This is a genomic window from Microcoleus sp. S13_C5 (genome assembly GCF_036700845.1).
In the GTDB taxonomy this organism is placed as follows: domain Bacteria; phylum Cyanobacteriota; class Cyanobacteriia; order Cyanobacteriales; family Microcoleaceae; genus Microcoleus.
In genome coordinates, this window is the sequence record NZ_JAUBPR010000010.1 from 19,004 (window position 1) to 35,375 (window position 16,372).

6 protein-coding genes are annotated in these 16,372 nt (G+C 43.5%); 1 reads left to right on the plus strand and 5 read right to left on the minus strand.

Annotated elements, in window-relative coordinates; genetic code table 11:
* Positions 1-45: 45 nt before the first annotated feature.
* The gene (locus QUA04_RS04730; protein ID WP_333254250.1) at positions 46-5,577 is read right to left on the minus strand and encodes an ATP-binding sensor histidine kinase; all 5,532 of its coding nucleotides are present in this window, start codon (positions 5,575-5,577) and stop codon (positions 46-48) included.
* Between the two features lie 356 nt (positions 5,578-5,933).
* Here QUA04_RS04730 and QUA04_RS04735 point away from each other — a divergent pair, with 356 nt between their 5' ends.
* Positions 5,934-6,815: a Cof-type HAD-IIB family hydrolase gene (locus tag QUA04_RS04735; RefSeq protein ID WP_333254253.1), complete on the plus strand. Its 882-nt coding sequence runs from the start codon at positions 5,934-5,936 to the stop codon at positions 6,813-6,815.
* 581 nt (positions 6,816-7,396) lie between these two features.
* Here QUA04_RS04735 and QUA04_RS04740 read toward each other — a convergent pair.
* The 4 genes from QUA04_RS04740 to QUA04_RS04755 all read right to left on the minus strand — a co-directional run bounded on the left by QUA04_RS04740 (position 7,397) and on the right by QUA04_RS04755 (position 16,349).
* Complete coding sequence (locus QUA04_RS04740; RefSeq protein WP_333254255.1) at positions 7,397-8,287, minus strand: alpha/beta fold hydrolase; 891 nt, start codon at positions 8,285-8,287, stop codon at positions 7,397-7,399.
* 193 nt (positions 8,288-8,480) lie between these two features.
* Entirely contained in the window at positions 8,481-10,508 is a 2,028-nt protein-coding gene (locus QUA04_RS04745; protein WP_333254258.1) for an adenylate/guanylate cyclase domain-containing protein, read from the minus strand.
* Positions 10,474-15,171: a response regulator gene (locus tag QUA04_RS04750; protein ID WP_333254260.1), complete on the minus strand. Its 4,698-nt coding sequence runs from the start codon at positions 15,169-15,171 to the stop codon at positions 10,474-10,476. Before QUA04_RS04750 ends, QUA04_RS04745 begins: the two co-directional genes overlap by 35 nt.
* Before the next feature lie 668 nt (positions 15,172-15,839).
* Positions 15,840-16,349 (minus strand): hypothetical protein, encoded by a 510-nt coding sequence (locus tag QUA04_RS04755; protein ID WP_333254262.1) that lies wholly within the window; start codon positions 16,347-16,349, stop codon positions 15,840-15,842.
* Positions 16,350-16,372: the final 23 nt, after the last annotated feature.

Here is a 16,372-nt window from a genome sequence, read left to right on the forward strand (position 1 = left end):
TCGTTCTCCTATATAAAACTTATATCCATGTTGGCGGTCTAATAACTAACTGCTCATGTTAGCGGGAAATTCAATCATAAATTTTGTGCCTTTTTTTACTTGACTTGTGCAGCTAATTGTGCCTTTTAGTTTTTGAGTAACAAGGTTATAAATAATGTGCAGTCCCAATCCCGTGCCTCCCTGACCTCTTTTGGTGGTAAAAAACGGTTCAAAAATTTTACTGAGATTTTCTGGGTCAATACCTTTGCCGTTATCGGCATATTCAAATATTAGCCGATCGCCCTCTAGTTTGAAATCAAAAGCCAGAACTCCTTCGTCTTCTCCATCGTAGGCGTGAATTAGGGAATTAAACACCAGATTTGTCACAATTTGATACACTACGCCGGGGTAACTGTCCACTACAATATTTTCATCACACTTAATCTGTATTTTGTGCTTAGTTCTTTTTAGTGTGGCTGTTAAGGATGTCAAAATTTCCTCTAGATAGTTTTTAACATTAAACGTGCGTTTTAACTCGCTCGACTGATCTACAGCTACTTCTTTAAAACTGTGAATCAAGTCGGCTGCCCGCGTGAGGTTAGATAAGATCATATTACTGCTTTGGATGGCGGTATCCAGAAACTTTTCTAACTCTGAACGTTTTATTTGGCCGTTACTGTAAACCTCAAAAAACTTGGTGGCTTTTTCAGCAAGCAGGGAGGCGGCGGTGATGCCGATGCCGATGGGAGTATTGATTTCGTGGGCGACACCTGCAACCAACCCGCCGAGGGCAGCCATTTTTTCCGACTCTACCAGTTTATTTTGAGCCGATTTTAAGTCTTCTAAAGTTTGGGAGAGTTCGGAGGTACGCTGCTGTACTAAATTTTCTAGATTCTGATTGAATTGGTGCAAGTTCGCGTAAAGTTGAGCATTTTCGATGGAGATAGAAATTTGAGAAGACAGCAGTTTTAATATTTCTAACCTGTCTTGTGTAAAAGCGCCTGTAGTCAGATTGTTTTCTAAATATAGAATGCCAGTGAGTTGGCTTTGATTAATTAACGGAGTGCAAAGAATTGATTTAGGTTGAGCTGCCATTATATAGGGTGTGCGAGTAAATTGTCCTTCGCGGCTGGCATCGTTTAAAACTATACTTTGCTGGGTGCGGGCGACGTAATTCACAACTGCAACTGCCAGCAAAGTTACTTCTCGATCGTCGGCTACAAAATCTATCGGAATTGATTGCATGACAGCAACGCGATCGCCATCTACAGAGCCTGATGCTTCAATCACCCATTGACCCTCTTTTTCTAGTATTAAAAAGCCCGTTTGCGCCCCCGCATTTTCAATAACAATTTTCATCATTTTTGCCAGCAGTTTGTCTAGAACTATTTCGCCTGCTAAGGTTTGCGATGCTTTAACTGCTGTGGTCAAGTCTAGCACGCCTGCACTGTCCTTTGTCGTGGAAGCGCTGCTGGTAGATTTGTGAGTTTCAATATTAGTTGAAATCGAGCTTGAAGTTAGCAAGTGCGAGTATTTCGATTCTAAATGCGCTGCTTTGGCTGTTGCTCCCCAGCGCTGATAGCAATAACGCGCTTCTGTCAAGTAAGTTTTAGCATTTTTTTCTCGTCCTATGGATAGATAAAATGCTCCTGCCAATTCGGCTGCTAGTGCTTGGACTTGTATGTATCCGTTTTCTTGGGCTCCTTCAATTGCGCGATCGTAATATTCCATTGCTCTCACAACATTGCCCAAAACCCGCGCTTTTTCTGCCGTAAGTAAGTCGCATTTGTGCTGAAGATTCATGGGCGCCGAAAGCGCTTTTTGTTGCAGTTTTTTCCGGTTACTGACAGCGTAAAAAATATGCTCTTCTTGTTCCTCATTTGTCGCATATGGATAGGCTGCTAGGCGGGCTAGAGAATCGTATAGCTGGTATTCAGAAACATTAATAAAGCCTGCAACTCCGTCTAAATATACTTCGGCTTGCGCTGCATTTTCTAGCGCTGTAGCGCTATCCCCAAATAAATACGCTAGTATTAATTTTTGCACATAAAAGTGCTGTAGTCCCACCCGATCGTTAGCTTTCAACAGCAGCGACAACAATTTTTCTTCGCTGTATGCTTCACCTAATACCAGGTGTGAAATTTCCAATTCTCCCATCAATTTCAAAATAGTTTGCCTATATATTTGATTCCAATTCAATACAGTTTCTTGCTTGAGTTGAAACAGCAAATGGTTGTAACTTACCATTCTCCGTTCCAGTTGTGGCAATTCTTGACCGATGAAATACAAAGACTGACAAATATTTACGGCTGAATATCCGACTGATTCTAAATCCCCATTTTCTAGCGCGCTTTGATAGGCCTCCTCTAATAGCGGCAAAGAGTCTTTAACGTGATGCTTGCCGTTCATCAAAATGAATGCTACTAAATTAAGCGTTTTGCTTTTGAATTCTAACGCATTTAATCGCTCGCTCAACATTAAAGCTAATTGACCAAAGCGATCGCCAGATTCAATATCTCTAACTATTCCTTTTAAAATGGCTCCGTAATTAGCATAGCCGAAGGCAGAAAAAGTAGAGTTTCCGTAATTAAGAGATAAATTCACTTGCTCGCACACAATCAGCGGCAGCAGCACAGGTTCAACTATAAATGTTGCTGAAAACATACTGGAAAGCACGCGCATAGTTGCTAATTTATGCGAATTTGTCATAATCGGCAAGTTAATTAAATCTTCTATTTTTTGGTCGGACAAATAAGCTGCCGTTTTAGCCAATGCTTGCTGAATGTGGAGGGGAATCGGCGAATCTGGAAAGTTTATTCCTAACATTTTTAGTGCTTCGCGACCAATTTTTACCGATTCTTGGAGTTTGGCTTGCATCGCACAAGCTATGATTCTGATTTCAAACACTTTGATTTTGTCTAGTTCATTTTTTGCGTGTTGCAGGACAATTCTCGCCCATTCTTCCATTGGTTCAAAGTCGGTATTGAGGTAAGCAGCTTCTGCTGCTGACTCGTAGAGTGCAAGAGTCAATTCGTAGTCAGTTTGCCAACTCTCGGGGGGCAGCAGTTCAATACCTGCGGTTAAATATTTCAGGGCAAGTTCGTAAGCTGCACTTGCTTTTGCTTTGCGGCCTGCAATTAAATTTAATTGGCATAACTGAAATTGTTGTAATTTGCTGCTGATGATTTCTTTGGCTGAATTTAGTTGGTTTACAGTATCAAAAATATGCTCTTCTAATTGCTCTGGGGGTGCATTTTGTAGTAAAAAGCTCCCTATTTTTAGATGGAGTTCTTGTTTTTGATAATCGGATATTAAAGCATAAGCTGCTTGCTGCACTCGCTCATGCAAAAATTTGTAAGTTGCGCTAGGAACATCAGCCAGTGGTAGGGAAAATTCATCGGTAAAGTCTCTAGATATTGTGTCTGTTATTTCTGTGCTTGCTGCTGTTAGTGATATCGGAATTCTGTAGGCGTTATTCACGAGCAAAATCAGACCTGACTGAAGTGCCTCACCGAGGTCGGTGGCTGCGGACGCCAGAGGTTTTTCGGCGATTGTCGAGAGAGTTTTTAAATCAAATTTGTTTCCGATACAAGCGGCTAATTTAAGCAGTTCCTGGGTAGCCTCTGAAAATTTCTGAATGTTATCTATCATTAATTCGACAACATTGTCAGTTATTCCCATTTCTTGTATTTGTTCGATATCCCACTGCCACTCGCCTGTGATATGGCATTTTTTCACAATTTGCTCTGAGATTGGTTGCGCTAAGCCCGACAGGTTAGATTCAGCTAGATTGACCAAATTATTAGAGGGGGAAAGTTTAAATTGAATTAAGTTTTTTGAATAAATAAATTTTATCAATTGAGTTAAAAAGAATGGATTTCCAGCGGTTTTTCGCAAAAGCAATTCTGCTAAACTTAGGGATTTTTCTGGGGCGCAGTTCAGAGTATCGGCAACGAATTGGTTGACGCTGCTTATATCTAAAGGCGGAAGGGCGATCACCCTCACAGTGCCGCCTGCTTTTTTAATTGCTTCGGCGGTCAGCATTAGGGGATGATTTGCATCTACTTCCTGGTCTCTATAAGCTCCAATTATTAATAAATATTGAGTTTCCAGGTCAGTTGCTACCAGTTCTATTAACTTGAGAGATGCTGAATCGACCCACTGCAAGTCGTCGAGGAAAATTACTAGGGGGTGTTCTTTTTGAGCAAAGACGCGGATGAAGTTTTGAAATACTAAATTAAAGCGATTTTGAGATTCATTTGCTCCTAAATCGGGCACGAGGGGCTGCGGCCCCACAATCAGTTCTAGTTCGGGAATAGCTTCAATAATTACTTGGCAGTTGCCGCCGAGTGCTTTTAAAATTTTTTGTTTCCAAACATGGATTTGTGCGGCATTTTCTGTGAAAATTTGCCGCAACAAATCTTGAAAAGCTTGGAGCAAAAAAGCGTAGGGAATATCGCGCTTAAATTGCTCAAATTTGCTGTCAATAAAATACCCGTTTTCCCGCCGAATCGGCTTGTAAACTTCATATACTAACGACGATTTGCCCACACCTGCACCACCAGAAATCAGCACGATTTCTGTATTGCCTGGCCTCATCCGCTGGAAAATACTGAGAAGCATATTAACTTCTGCTTCTCGCCCGTAGAATTTTTGCGAAATTTGCAGGTGACTTGACCGATCTTGTTCGCCGAGGGTTATGTGAGAAATTTTGCCTGTTGTTTGCAGTTGAACGAGACAATTTTCCAAGTCGTACAAAAGTCCGAAAGCACTTTGATACCTGTCTTCGGCTGTTTTTGCTAAGAGTTTTATGACGATATCGGAAACGACTTGAGGAATCTCTTTGGTTCCTACTTGATTGATTCTGCCTTCTATGCTTCTGCTTTCTACTTTTTGCTTTCTGTTTTCACAAGGAGAAACTGGCGTTTTAGCAATATGGCAGTGTACTAATTCCATGGGATCGATCGCCTGAAAAGGCAATTCGCCACACAGCATTTCATAAAAGGTGACGCCTAAAGAATAAAAATCGGTGCGGTAGTCGATCGCCCGATTCATGCGTCCCGTTTGTTCAGGAGACATATAGGCGAGAGTGCCTTCGAGTAAATGGGGATGGCTGGGGGCAGGGTTTTCGCCCGGTAGCAGGGAGGCGATCGCAAAATCAGCAATCTTGACATCTCCTGTCTCGATATTGACAATAATATTGCTGGGTTTAATATCTTTGTGAATAATGTGGTGTTCGTGAAGTTGCCCAATAGTTTCTGCTAGTTTGATGCCAATATGCAGAAATTGTTGTAACTCTAGCTGGTTGTTGCCGATAAAGTCTTTGAGAGAAATGCCACCAAAATCTTCTAAAACTAAAACAGGAAAGTGATTGTATGTTTCTATTTTGTAAAGCTTGACTATTCCGGGCAAACTCAAATTTTTAAGAATTTCGGATTCGTGCAGGAGTTGGGATATTTGCGCTGGGGTAGGGTATGTCGGCGTGAGAGTTTTGAGGATAACGGGTTTTTGTTCCTCAAGCTGCATCCCTCGATAAATAACTGTGTGAGGATTTGTATAAATTTCTTCTTCAATGCGGTATCCAGGGATAGAAATCATGATATTTGGGGGTAATTTGAAAGATCTGGTTATACAATTTTAAATGTTAGATTGGGAAGGATTGATGACATAAAGTTTGGGATCAGACGTACAGTTGCATTCTTTTTTGCCACAAGTATTATTAAGTAAGTGGAAATACACATCGCGAGCGAGTGTGGTTTTTACGGCAGTAAACTGGCTACTATTATATAGCTGAGCTAAATCCCTCCCTAAAGGGCCCTCCTAGATACTTTTTTTGTTGCTTATTTACTTATCTATATTTTAGTCTTCAAAAAATGAGAAGTTGCACTTTGCTATCCCGCCAGTGGCAAAATAAATGGGTGCTTGCAAATCAACAGCTAAAATCTAAAAAAATCATGCAGAATATAACTGCCTCAAATCCAGCTAATGCGACCGATCGCGCTTTTGGCACCGCAGACATTCAATTGCTGGTAGTGGATATAGACGGCACGATCGCAGGTTTGTCAAATACCATCCGAGAACCAGTCAAGCAGGCAATTTTGGCTGCCGAATCGCGGGGAGTGAAAGTGGCCGTCGCTACGGGCAGGATGTACCGCTCAGCTTTGCGTTTTCACCGCGACATCGGCTCAACATTGCCGCTGATTTGCTACCAGGGCGCGTGGATTCAAGATCACGCTACTCAAAAGCGGCTGCGGCACTTGCCGCTGTCGAAACAAACTGCTCTGCAACTGTTAGATTATTTTGAAGAACCGCATTTGCGACCGCTGCTTTCGATCCATTTCTACATTGACGACCAACTTTACGTGCCGGAAATTACCGCAGCTACCCGAATTTATGCCGAACGATCGGGCATTGAACCAATGGTGATTAAAGATTTGCGACGAGATCTTCCGGGGGAACCGACGAAAGTTTTGGCTTTGTGCGAGAATCCGGGGGTACTCGACGGCTTGCTCAGCAGTATGCGGCAGCGCTACACGCCTGCGGAGCTTTATTTGACTCGATCCGTTGCTACTTTTTTTGAAGCTACGCATCCTTTGGCGAATAAGGGAGATGCGGTGCAGTATTTAGCGGAGGAACTTTTGGGTTTGCAGGCGGCGAATGTGATGGCGATCGGCGACAATTTTAATGATGTAGAAATGATTGCCTACGCGGGTGTAGGCGTGGCGATGGGCAATGCTCCTGATGGGGTGAAGGCTGCTGCTGATTGGGTGGCACCGGATGTGGAGGAAGACGGGGTGGCGGCTGCGATCGAACAATTTGTTTTGGGCGATCGTTGATATTTTTACACCCACACCGCAGGGGCGGGTTTAGCGACATTTGGAAAAAATGTATATCAACCCGCCCCGACCCAGCGACAATTTATTATTATATAACTCTCTAGTTTTGAGTTCTATGCAATCAAATTTTGATTATAAAAAAAATCCACAATTTGTGATTTTTTGAGATTAAGTCCAGTCAATTACTTTTTTTGCAACATCCGAATATTTATTTAACGAACCGCCAAGACGCTAAGAACGCGTTCGGCGAAGCCGTTCCCGAAGGGTAGGAAGATATGAAGAAAGCGTGGCGGGCTTACAGATCTTCTCGATGTGAATTATAGATAATTTAAAACTCTTAAAAACGGGTTTCAACAGAAAAAGCACCGACGACTGGCCGTGTTTCGTCTCGGTGCTTCTTCTGGTTCGCTCCTCACACGTCCATCAATATAGCTGACTCAGTAAATTGTGTCAATACTTTTTACAAAAATTGTTTTGTGAGTCGGCTGCTGCCGGGGTGCTGGTGCGGTGGAGCGAGGCTGAACCTTTGTAATGCAGGGGTTTTTGTCGATCGCCCAAGGGTTGCCTTGAGCAGAAAAATTTTACTTCAATTCCACCAGCCAGTCCAAAATCAGAGCGTTGACTTCACTTGGCCGCTCGTCGTGGGGACAGTGGCCTGTATTGGGAATTGACACAAATTTCACTGGTTTACCGTTGGCGGCCAATTGTTGATAAATCTGGCTGCCGGCGATTGGCGTCCAGGGGTCGTCTGCGCCCCAAAGTACCAATAACGCACGATCGACTTTGGGCAGCAGTTCTGACGGTTGAGGGCCTGCTGGGGCTGTGAGAATCGAGGCAAACACTTGTTGAGCTCCGGGCTCGCAGGAGGGGGCGTGCAGGAGTTCTACGAGTTCGTCGGTGATGGCTTCGCGGTTCCCGTAGACTTGGCGCAGGGTGTTGCGGATGCGGTGTTTTTGGCGGATGTTGTTGAAGACAAAGGGGCCGATCAGGGGCGATCGAACTAATTTAGTAAAAGTCCCCATCACTACTCGCAGGGGGAAATTCAGTTCGTCGGGCCGGTGGTTGAGCCCGCCGGCACAGTTGATTAAGACACCGCCTGCTGATATTTCTGGATGGTTGGCGACTACCATCAAACTCAGCAAAGCGCCGATCGAATTCCCGACAAATACCGCCGGTTCCTGTACCAGATCCGCCCAGAAATCTGTCAGCAATTCTTCCCACAATTCCAGAGTGTAATCGAGGGCAGGTTTGGCGGAAGCGCCGAATCCCAGCAAGTCCAGAGCAAATACACGATAGCCGCCGGCCGCGAGTGCGGGGATATTTTGTCGCCAATGTCCGATCGAAGCGCCAAATCCGTGAATCAAAATCAGAGGGCGGCCGGTTCCTTGGACGGTATATTGAATTTTGTGACCTTTCCAAGTCCAAATTAGCTTTTCAAAACTCGTTGCAGATACTAATTGTTGTGCAGTCACGGCTATTATGTAAAGTTTCGTTAACTACTTTCATGATAGCAGAAGTCAGTAGTCAGTAGTCAGTAGTCAGTAGTCATGAATTATTGGTTATTGGTTATTGGTTATTGGTTATTGGTTATTTGTTGTAATACCCAATGTCCAATGCCCCATACCCAATGCCCCATGCCCAATGCCCCATACCCAATTCCCATTTTTACTTTTTTCCTAGCAACCAATAAGTCATCATATCCCCCTTACCTTTTACCGGGATCACGCCTCGCCTCTCAAACCAATACTTATCTTTCAGAAGCTTATAAGTAACATCAGTAACTTGAATGCTGCCTGCAAAACCCGTAGCTTCCATCCTCGCCGCCACATTCACCGTATCTCCCCATAAATCATACGTAAACTTGCTCACACCAATCACTCCCGCAACCACTGGCCCGGAATTGATGCCAACGCGAATTGCCAGTTTTTCCCCTGTCTCGGCGCACAACTTTGCTATTTTTGCCTGCATTCCCAGGGCCATTTGGGCGATCGCCTCGGCGTGGTCATGTCTCGGCGTAGGCAACCCCCCGACTACCATGTAAGCATCGCCAATAGTCTTAATTTTCTCCACACCGTACTTTTCAGCTAACTGGTCGAAGTGCGAAAAAATTACGTTCAAGCGCTTTACCAACTCGGTGGGAGACATTCTCGCCGATAACTCAGTAAAGCCAACAATATCAGCAAATAAAACACTTACTTGGGCAAAACTGTCGGCGATCGTGCTTTGCTCTGCCTTCAAGCGTTCTGCGATTGGTTTGGGTAAAATATTTAACAGCAACTTCTCGCTTTGTTCTTGTTGAACTTTTAGCGCTTCTTGCGCTAATTTGCGTTCTGTAATGTCAGAAACAGTACCCTCATAGTAGAGCAGCTCACCTTTTGAATCTCGAACAGCCCGAACATTTTCTGACACCCAAATACGGCGTCCGTCCTTGCGACATACCATAGATTCAAACCCCGAAACGGCATTTTCAGCATCCATAGCAGCCACAAATTCGAGGCGGCGTTCTGGGTCAACGTAAAGTTGCTGAGCAATATTTTTAATCTCGGACATCAGTTCTTCTGGCGAGTCGTAACCGTACAATTTTGCCAAAGCTGGATTAGCGCTGAGATAGCCTCCTGAAGGCGTGCTTTGAAAAATGCCTTCCATCGCATTTTCTACAATGCTGTGATATTTTTCTTGAGCAATACGCAGCAATTCTTCTGCTTGTTTACGCTGAATTAAAGAACCTAATTGAGTGCCTACCGCATTAAAAACGTCTATAAATCGTGCGTCTTTCCCACCAGACGAAATTTTAAAGAAAACTAGCACTGCCAATACTTCATCGCCTACCAAAATCGGCACACCAAAACCCGCTTTGAATCCGAGTTCTAGTGCTATTTGACTTCGGAGAAAATGGGGGTATCCACGGGTAATATCTTCTACCCATTCCGGTTGCTTGGATGCCCAAACTCGTCCCGGTAGTCCTATATTCTGGGCAAATGTCAGTTGTTGGCTTTGGGTACGGAACGATTCCATGCTGGCGTTGCTGGCATACCAGCCCCGGGCTGATTCTAGGACAGTTCCTTCTGCATCGGGAATCCAAGCTTCTCCTACATCCCATCCGATTGTTTCGCCCACTTGGTGCAGAATTACTTCTAAAGCTGAGTGAAAGTCTACAGCTTCGCCGATCGCCCGCGTAGTTTCCAGCAAAAACCGGATTGATTCTTCAGCCCGCTGCCGTTCTGCGATTTCTTCCTGCAATCTAGAATTGCGATCGTGCAGTTCCCTAGCTTGCAGTTGCAGTTTGGATTGCAGCGAACGAAGGGAAAGTTGGTTTTGGACGCGGGCTAAGACTTCTTCTACTTGAAACGGTTTAGTAATATAATCCACTCCTCCTACTTGAAAAGCTTTAACTTTTTCCAGCACGTCATCTAGCGCACTAATAAAAATTACCGGAATATCTTTAGTTTTTTCGCTTAACTTTAACTGCTCACAAACTTCATACCCGTTCATTTGCGGCATATTAATATCTAGTAAAATTAGATCGGGAGGAGATATTTGTGCCCCTTGCAGAGCCAAGTGTCCGTTAATAGCCTTCCTGACATGATACCCGTAAGATGTCAGCATAGTGGATAAAAGTCGCAAATTATCCGGCATATCGTCAACGATCAGAATGTCTTTAGGAGTCGCTGGTAATGGATGGTCGTTCATCATATAATTGAGTTAAATCGATAATGATATCTATCCGAAAATTATCGACTAAATCTGTTAAAGCGTTAGCGAGATTTGCCTCAGTTTCGGGAATTTCCTTGATCAGTTCGAGGATGCGGTTGTCGTCAACACAAAGTGCTGCTCGGTGCAAATCGACCACCCAGTCTGTGGGCATTACACTCAAATCCTCGGTGGTCAAACTTTTAAGCAGCGTCGGTGTTGCAAAAGAAGTAGATAAGTTTTCTTTTTCATAAATATAACGCAGGTTGAGGTGATGCGCTATCTTTTCAAAGAGTACCTCTTCCCGAAACGGTTTACATATCAAATCGTTACAACCAGCAGACAAAATTACTTGCCGCTGCTCGTCAAAAGCACTGGCCGTCAAGGCAATAATTATTGTTTCTCTACCTTCTATAGTTTTTTTGATCTGTCTTGTCGCTTCATACCCATCCATCACGGGCATCAGCATATCCATTAATATCAAGTGCGGCTTCCAACTTGAATGCAAAGCAATTGCTTCTTGACCGTTAGTTGCTTCCCGGACTTCAAATCCCAGGGGAACCAGCAGCTTAAGCAGCAGTTGGCGATTTTCCGCTACATCTTCAACTATTAATATCCGATAAGTTTCTTGTCCGGCTTCTAAAGCGATAACTTGTTTAATCGGCGATTTTTCTTGTTCATCACTTTCTGTTACTAAGTTAACCCAGATATTAAAACTGAAAGTTGTGCCTTGGTCGAGTTGACTTTCAACAGCAATATCACCTCCCATAATCCGGACAAACTGTTGGCTGATCGGCAACCCCAGACCAGTTCCCTGCATGGATTTTCGACCAGTTTCGGTTTGCACAAAGGGCTTAAATAATGTGGAAAGTTCCAAGGGAGAAATGCCTGGCCCCGTGTCGGCAATTTCAAAATACAATTGGGATTTGTTTTCTTCTGTCGGGTCTTTTTCCTCGTTGCTGCTGACGCGCAAAGTAACGGTTCCCTGTTGAGTAAATTTAATCGCATTGCCGAGTAGGTTAATTAAAACTTGCCGCAATTTAGCTTCGTCTGTTTGAATGTACTGCGGCAAATCCTCGGCATTTTCAAAAATTAGGTGCAAACCTTTTGAGTTGGCTTTTAGTTGCAGCATTTCTTTGAGACTGTTGAGAAGGTTGTAGAGATCGAAGCGGCTGGGATTGATGGTAATTTGACCTGCTTCTATTTTGGACATTGACAAAACATCATTGATGAGTTCGAGCAAATGTTCGCCACTGCGGTTAATAATTTCTATGTATTCTTTTTGTTCTTCCGTGATAGAACTGTTGCGGGCCATGACTTGGGAAAAACCGAGAATGGCGTTGAGAGGTGTGCGGAGTTCGTGGCTCATGGAAGCTAGAAATTGGCTTTTGGCGCGGTTGGCCACTTCGGCGTTTTCTTTGGATTTCATCAGTTCCATCGACTGCCTTTGAGTGCGGGCGAGCAATTCCGCTTGCTGTAATGCTACTCCTAGCTGAGTACCTACATCAACTGCCACGTTGATTTCAGCTTCACTCCACTGGCGGGGAGCAGAATTTTGATAGGATGCTAGTAATCCCCAGAGCTTTTTGCCGGAAAAAATTGGTACAATAATGTAGGATTTAGCTTGAAATTTTTCTAGCAATTGGATGTAACAATTATCGAAACCTTGCTTGTAAATATCTGGGACACAAAGGTAAGTTTTACCTCGGCTGTAGGCTCCGCCTTGGGTTTCTTGCAAATAGGTATCGCGTAGTTCTTGTGAGGTGCTATCTAATCTTTTGACAACGCAACGTTCGCTGTCTAAAGCGCCTTCAGTAAGGTGAGAATCGAGTTCCTGTGCTTGGATGAAAGAAACCCACCTGTGGTCACGGGATTCGGCTACAAATTCGCCACTCCAGTCTGGATTAAAACGGTAAATGGCGACTCGATCGCACTTCATGGTTTGGCGCAATTCTCGGGTTGTGGCGTAAAAAATTTCTCGGATATCTAAAGTTTGCCGCATTCTTTCAATGATGCGGGCGATCGCTCTTTGTCGTAAAGCACTTTCTTGCAGTTCGGTTTCTGCTTGCTTGCGTTCAGTAATATCTACAGCCATTAAAGCAATGCCGATTGCTGTACCGTTATCGTCAATTAGCTGAGTATTGTACCACTCGCAGATGATAATTCTGCCGTCTTTAGTCAGATTTTCGGTAGTCCCGCTGGATTTGGCATTCAAGTCATGATTGAAAATCTCAGATAATTGCGGGTGGTAGCTTTCAGGTACGATCAAATCGGAGGCGACTCGACCAATCGCTTCTTGCTCACTGTAGCCAAAAATAGCAACGGCTGCGGGATTCCAAGTGATAATTTCTAAATTGAGGTTTAACTCGATAATTGCGATCGGCGTTTGCTGCAATAAAAATGAGATTCTTTGCTGCGATGCTAGCAGTTTTTCTTCGGCTAATTTGCGGTCTGTGATGTCATTAGCAGTGCCGAGAATTTGTTTGGGTTTACCATCATTTGTTCTGAGAAATACTGTATCCCAACTGTGCATCCACCGCCATTCACCGTTTTTGTGTTTCATTCGGTATTGACATTCAATGACCTCGCCGTCTTGGGCTTGCTCTATTTTTTTGACGCTTTCCAAAAAGTCTGGCAAATCGTCGGGGTTGAGCAGCATTGGCATCATTTCTGTACCCATATCTTGTATTTCTTGGGCGGTATATCCGAGCATCGTTGCAATTTGTCGGTTGCTGTAGACATTCCGCTGTTCAATTACATCGTAAACGTACAATAGGTTGGGATTGGAATCGGCGATCGCTTGAATGAAGTGCTGGCTGTCTCTGAGTGCGGATTCTGTTTGTTTGCGAACGCTAATATCTCGCGCCACTATAATCACTGAATCTGGAGTCAGCGGAGAAACTTTAGCATCGAGGCAAACTTCGCGCTCTCCCATTTGAAAGCTATATTCAACATTGATGGTTTGCTTCGTTTTTAGAGCTTGTTTGATGGCATTTAATACTAAATCTGCTATAGGTTGCGGCAAGACTTCATGAGCGGTTTTGTTAATCATTTCGCTGGGAGGTTTCACCAAATTTGTTGATGCTGTAGGGGCAATTTTGATGCAGCGCCCTTCTGCATTTCTCACTAAAACTGTGTCAGTCATGGCGGCAAAAATCGCCCGCAATTCTGTTTCAGATTCTTGCAAAGCTTGCTCGGCGCGGACACGGGTGCGAATTTCTGCTTGCAGCACTTTATTTTGCCGATCGAGCTGCTGAATTCGGTTTTTTTCTCGATCGATCAGTGTAGCTTGAGCGATAGCGAGCCCTACTTGAGCCGCCACAGCTTCTAATAAGTCGATTTCCTCGGAAGTCCATTCCCGGTAACGATCGCACTGGTGCAAACCGATAGCGCCGTTTGCCCTGCCTTGGTAGGAAGTGCGAATTGCCAGCATCGATTTTAACCCAATCTTCTGGCAAATAGGTTGAACAGCTTGCAACAGAGGGTCTGAATAAACATTGTTGGAGGCGATCGGCCGATCTTGTATCATCATTTGTATGACGTGAGGATTGCCCCAAATTGGAACAGGTACGTTCCGAATAGATTCGCACTCGGGTTCGAGATACTCTGCCGCCAGAGGAATATCGACTTGGGGGGTAGTGACGTAAGTATGAATCAAACAGCGATTGACGCAGAATGCCAGACCTATTTGAGTTGCAGCTATTTGAAATATTTGTTCTGGCTGCAAGCTTGAGCGAATTTCTTGAGTTATTTTTGCAATCAGCAATTCTCGCTGAACTTGCCGTTCTAAAGCAGCTTTAGCTCCTGCCATTTCTATTTCTGCGTGCTTGCGCTCGGTGATATCAAAAAGTACGCCATACCAAACAATATCGCCATTATCGCGCATTTCTGGCCGAGAATTAGATTGCAGCCATTTGAGTTTACCCGACGGTGTAATAATCCGCCATTCAAAGGCAAAAGGTTCTAACGTTTTGGCGCTACTAGCAATTTTCTTGATAAGATATTCTTGGTCATCGGGATGATTTTGATCGAAGCAAAAGTCGGGGTTTTTTAATATTTCCTCACTCTCTAATTCGTAAATCTCCCGACAAGCATAACTAATATATTCAAATTTAAAACTTCCATCGGGCTTCTTGATAAATTGATAAAGAACTCCCGGTATATTGACCGCCAATTTCTGCAACCGCGCTTTGCTTTCCCGGAGTGATTGTTCTGTTCGCTTGCGAAATTCTACCTCTTGTTGCAGTTGGGCATTCTGCTGTTTTAATTGTTTTGATAGCTGTTGTATAGTCAATTGACTTTCGATCCGCACTAAAACTTCTTCCACTTGAAAAGGCTTAGTAATGTAGTCAACACCCCCGACTTCAAAAGCTTTGACTTTGTGAAAACTTTCATCAAAAATGCTCAAGAAAATAACCGGAATTTCCCTCGTTTTTTCGTTGGATTTCAGTCTGTCGCAGACTTCATATCCGTTCATTTGGGGCATGGCAATATCTAGCAAAATTAAGTCTGGGAGAACTGTGAAATTAGCATTAACCGCCATTTCTCCCGAAATCGCCCGCTGAACTTTATACCCTTCTTTCGTCAATATGTTTGATATAAACCGCAGGTTGTGGGGCTGATCATCAATAATTAAAATGTGAATATTTCCTTTGTCAAATATCATTTTTTGTCTGAAAATTGTGAATTTTTTAGTGCTAGGAGCAGATTGATGATTTAATAAATTTAGCGATTCCTTCCCTCATAATTATTTATTAAACCTTTTCAAACTCAGCAAATAGAGGATTAATTTAAGATATTAGCCATCAACTAACGCACCTTCTATTTTTTAAACTTATTGGTTGGCTGTCTTAAGTTTTCCACTCAAATTAACCGTATTTAACCATATTTTATTACCGAAACAAATCTCCTTATTTTATGTCCCAATTAAGTTGGCATAACAACAATCATCGCTTAGGCACTCCTGACCAAAGCAATCGGGTTTTTTGACTTTGTTTAAGGGCTGCGACCAAGTATTTTCGTACAACCCGGTTGATGCGTCCAGGACAGTTTTTTGCTTGACTTTTGCATTAAAAGTCCCAGGAGGATAACGCAAGTTTCTTGACATTTTGCTGCCACCTTCAAAGGATTTTAGCCGAGCTACACACCTGGACGTACCGCGAGGGGAAGAAACCGTTTTTTTTTACTCTTGTCCCTGCCACAAAGTATGGCTGTGAAAAACCTCGGTTTTGACGCACCCGCCCATCAGTATTAAGATATTTATAGGTAACTAAGAGAATAGCTCGCTCCTCCCGCACGCAAAGCCTACCATATAAACTATTTTCTCGGTCTTTTCTAGGTCAGCAATTCCTTAAGTTTAGCAATATTTTCATTGCTAAAGTAAATTTTAATTTCTAGTTCTTGGTCAGATTCCCACAGCAGCAGCATATTATCTTCGCCCAAGGCGATTTCGGGATTGTTTAATTCAAGTGTTTGATATTTAACTTCCGGAATTCCTACGCGAATTACCAGTTCCGATTCCAACTGAGGATAGATGTACAATTGCTGTTGCAAGTTGTCAAGTTCTAATTTGCCAACAGTGTTGTTACGTTGGACAGGAGAATCTGGTTTGTACCAATAGAGAGTTTCCTCCCGAATTTCGGGATTGACTATCACAAATGTTTCGTCAAAACGCTGGGGGTGCCAGTGAATTTCGCTCAGACCGCCGATTTGCGGAATCAGTCGCTCTACCCAGCTAATTTCTTTCCCGTTCAGGTTTCCCCACCACTGACTGATATTATCGAGATTGTCAGCATTTTCGGGGTGGCTGCTGCCGGACTGCCAGACTGTTTTTAGTTGTTGCATATACAGGTTCTCCAGCGAATTTA

What these genes read in the sequence shown, in the direction of transcription:
- QUA04_RS04745 (WP_333254258.1), bottom strand. Translation starts at nt 10,508, where the DNA reads ATGATGAACGACCATCCATTACCAGCGACTCCTAAAGACATTCTGATC.
- QUA04_RS04730 (WP_333254250.1), bottom strand. Translation starts at nt 5,577, where the DNA reads ATGATTTCTATCCCTGGATACCGCATTGAAGAAGAAATTTATACAAAT.
- QUA04_RS04735 (WP_333254253.1), top strand. Translation starts at nt 5,934, where the DNA reads ATGCAGAATATAACTGCCTCAAATCCAGCTAATGCGACCGATCGCGCT.
- QUA04_RS04750 (WP_333254260.1), bottom strand. Translation starts at nt 15,171, where the DNA reads ATGATATTTGACAAAGGAAATATTCACATTTTAATTATTGATGATCAG.
- QUA04_RS04755 (WP_333254262.1), bottom strand. Translation starts at nt 16,349, where the DNA reads ATGCAACAACTAAAAACAGTCTGGCAGTCCGGCAGCAGCCACCCCGAA.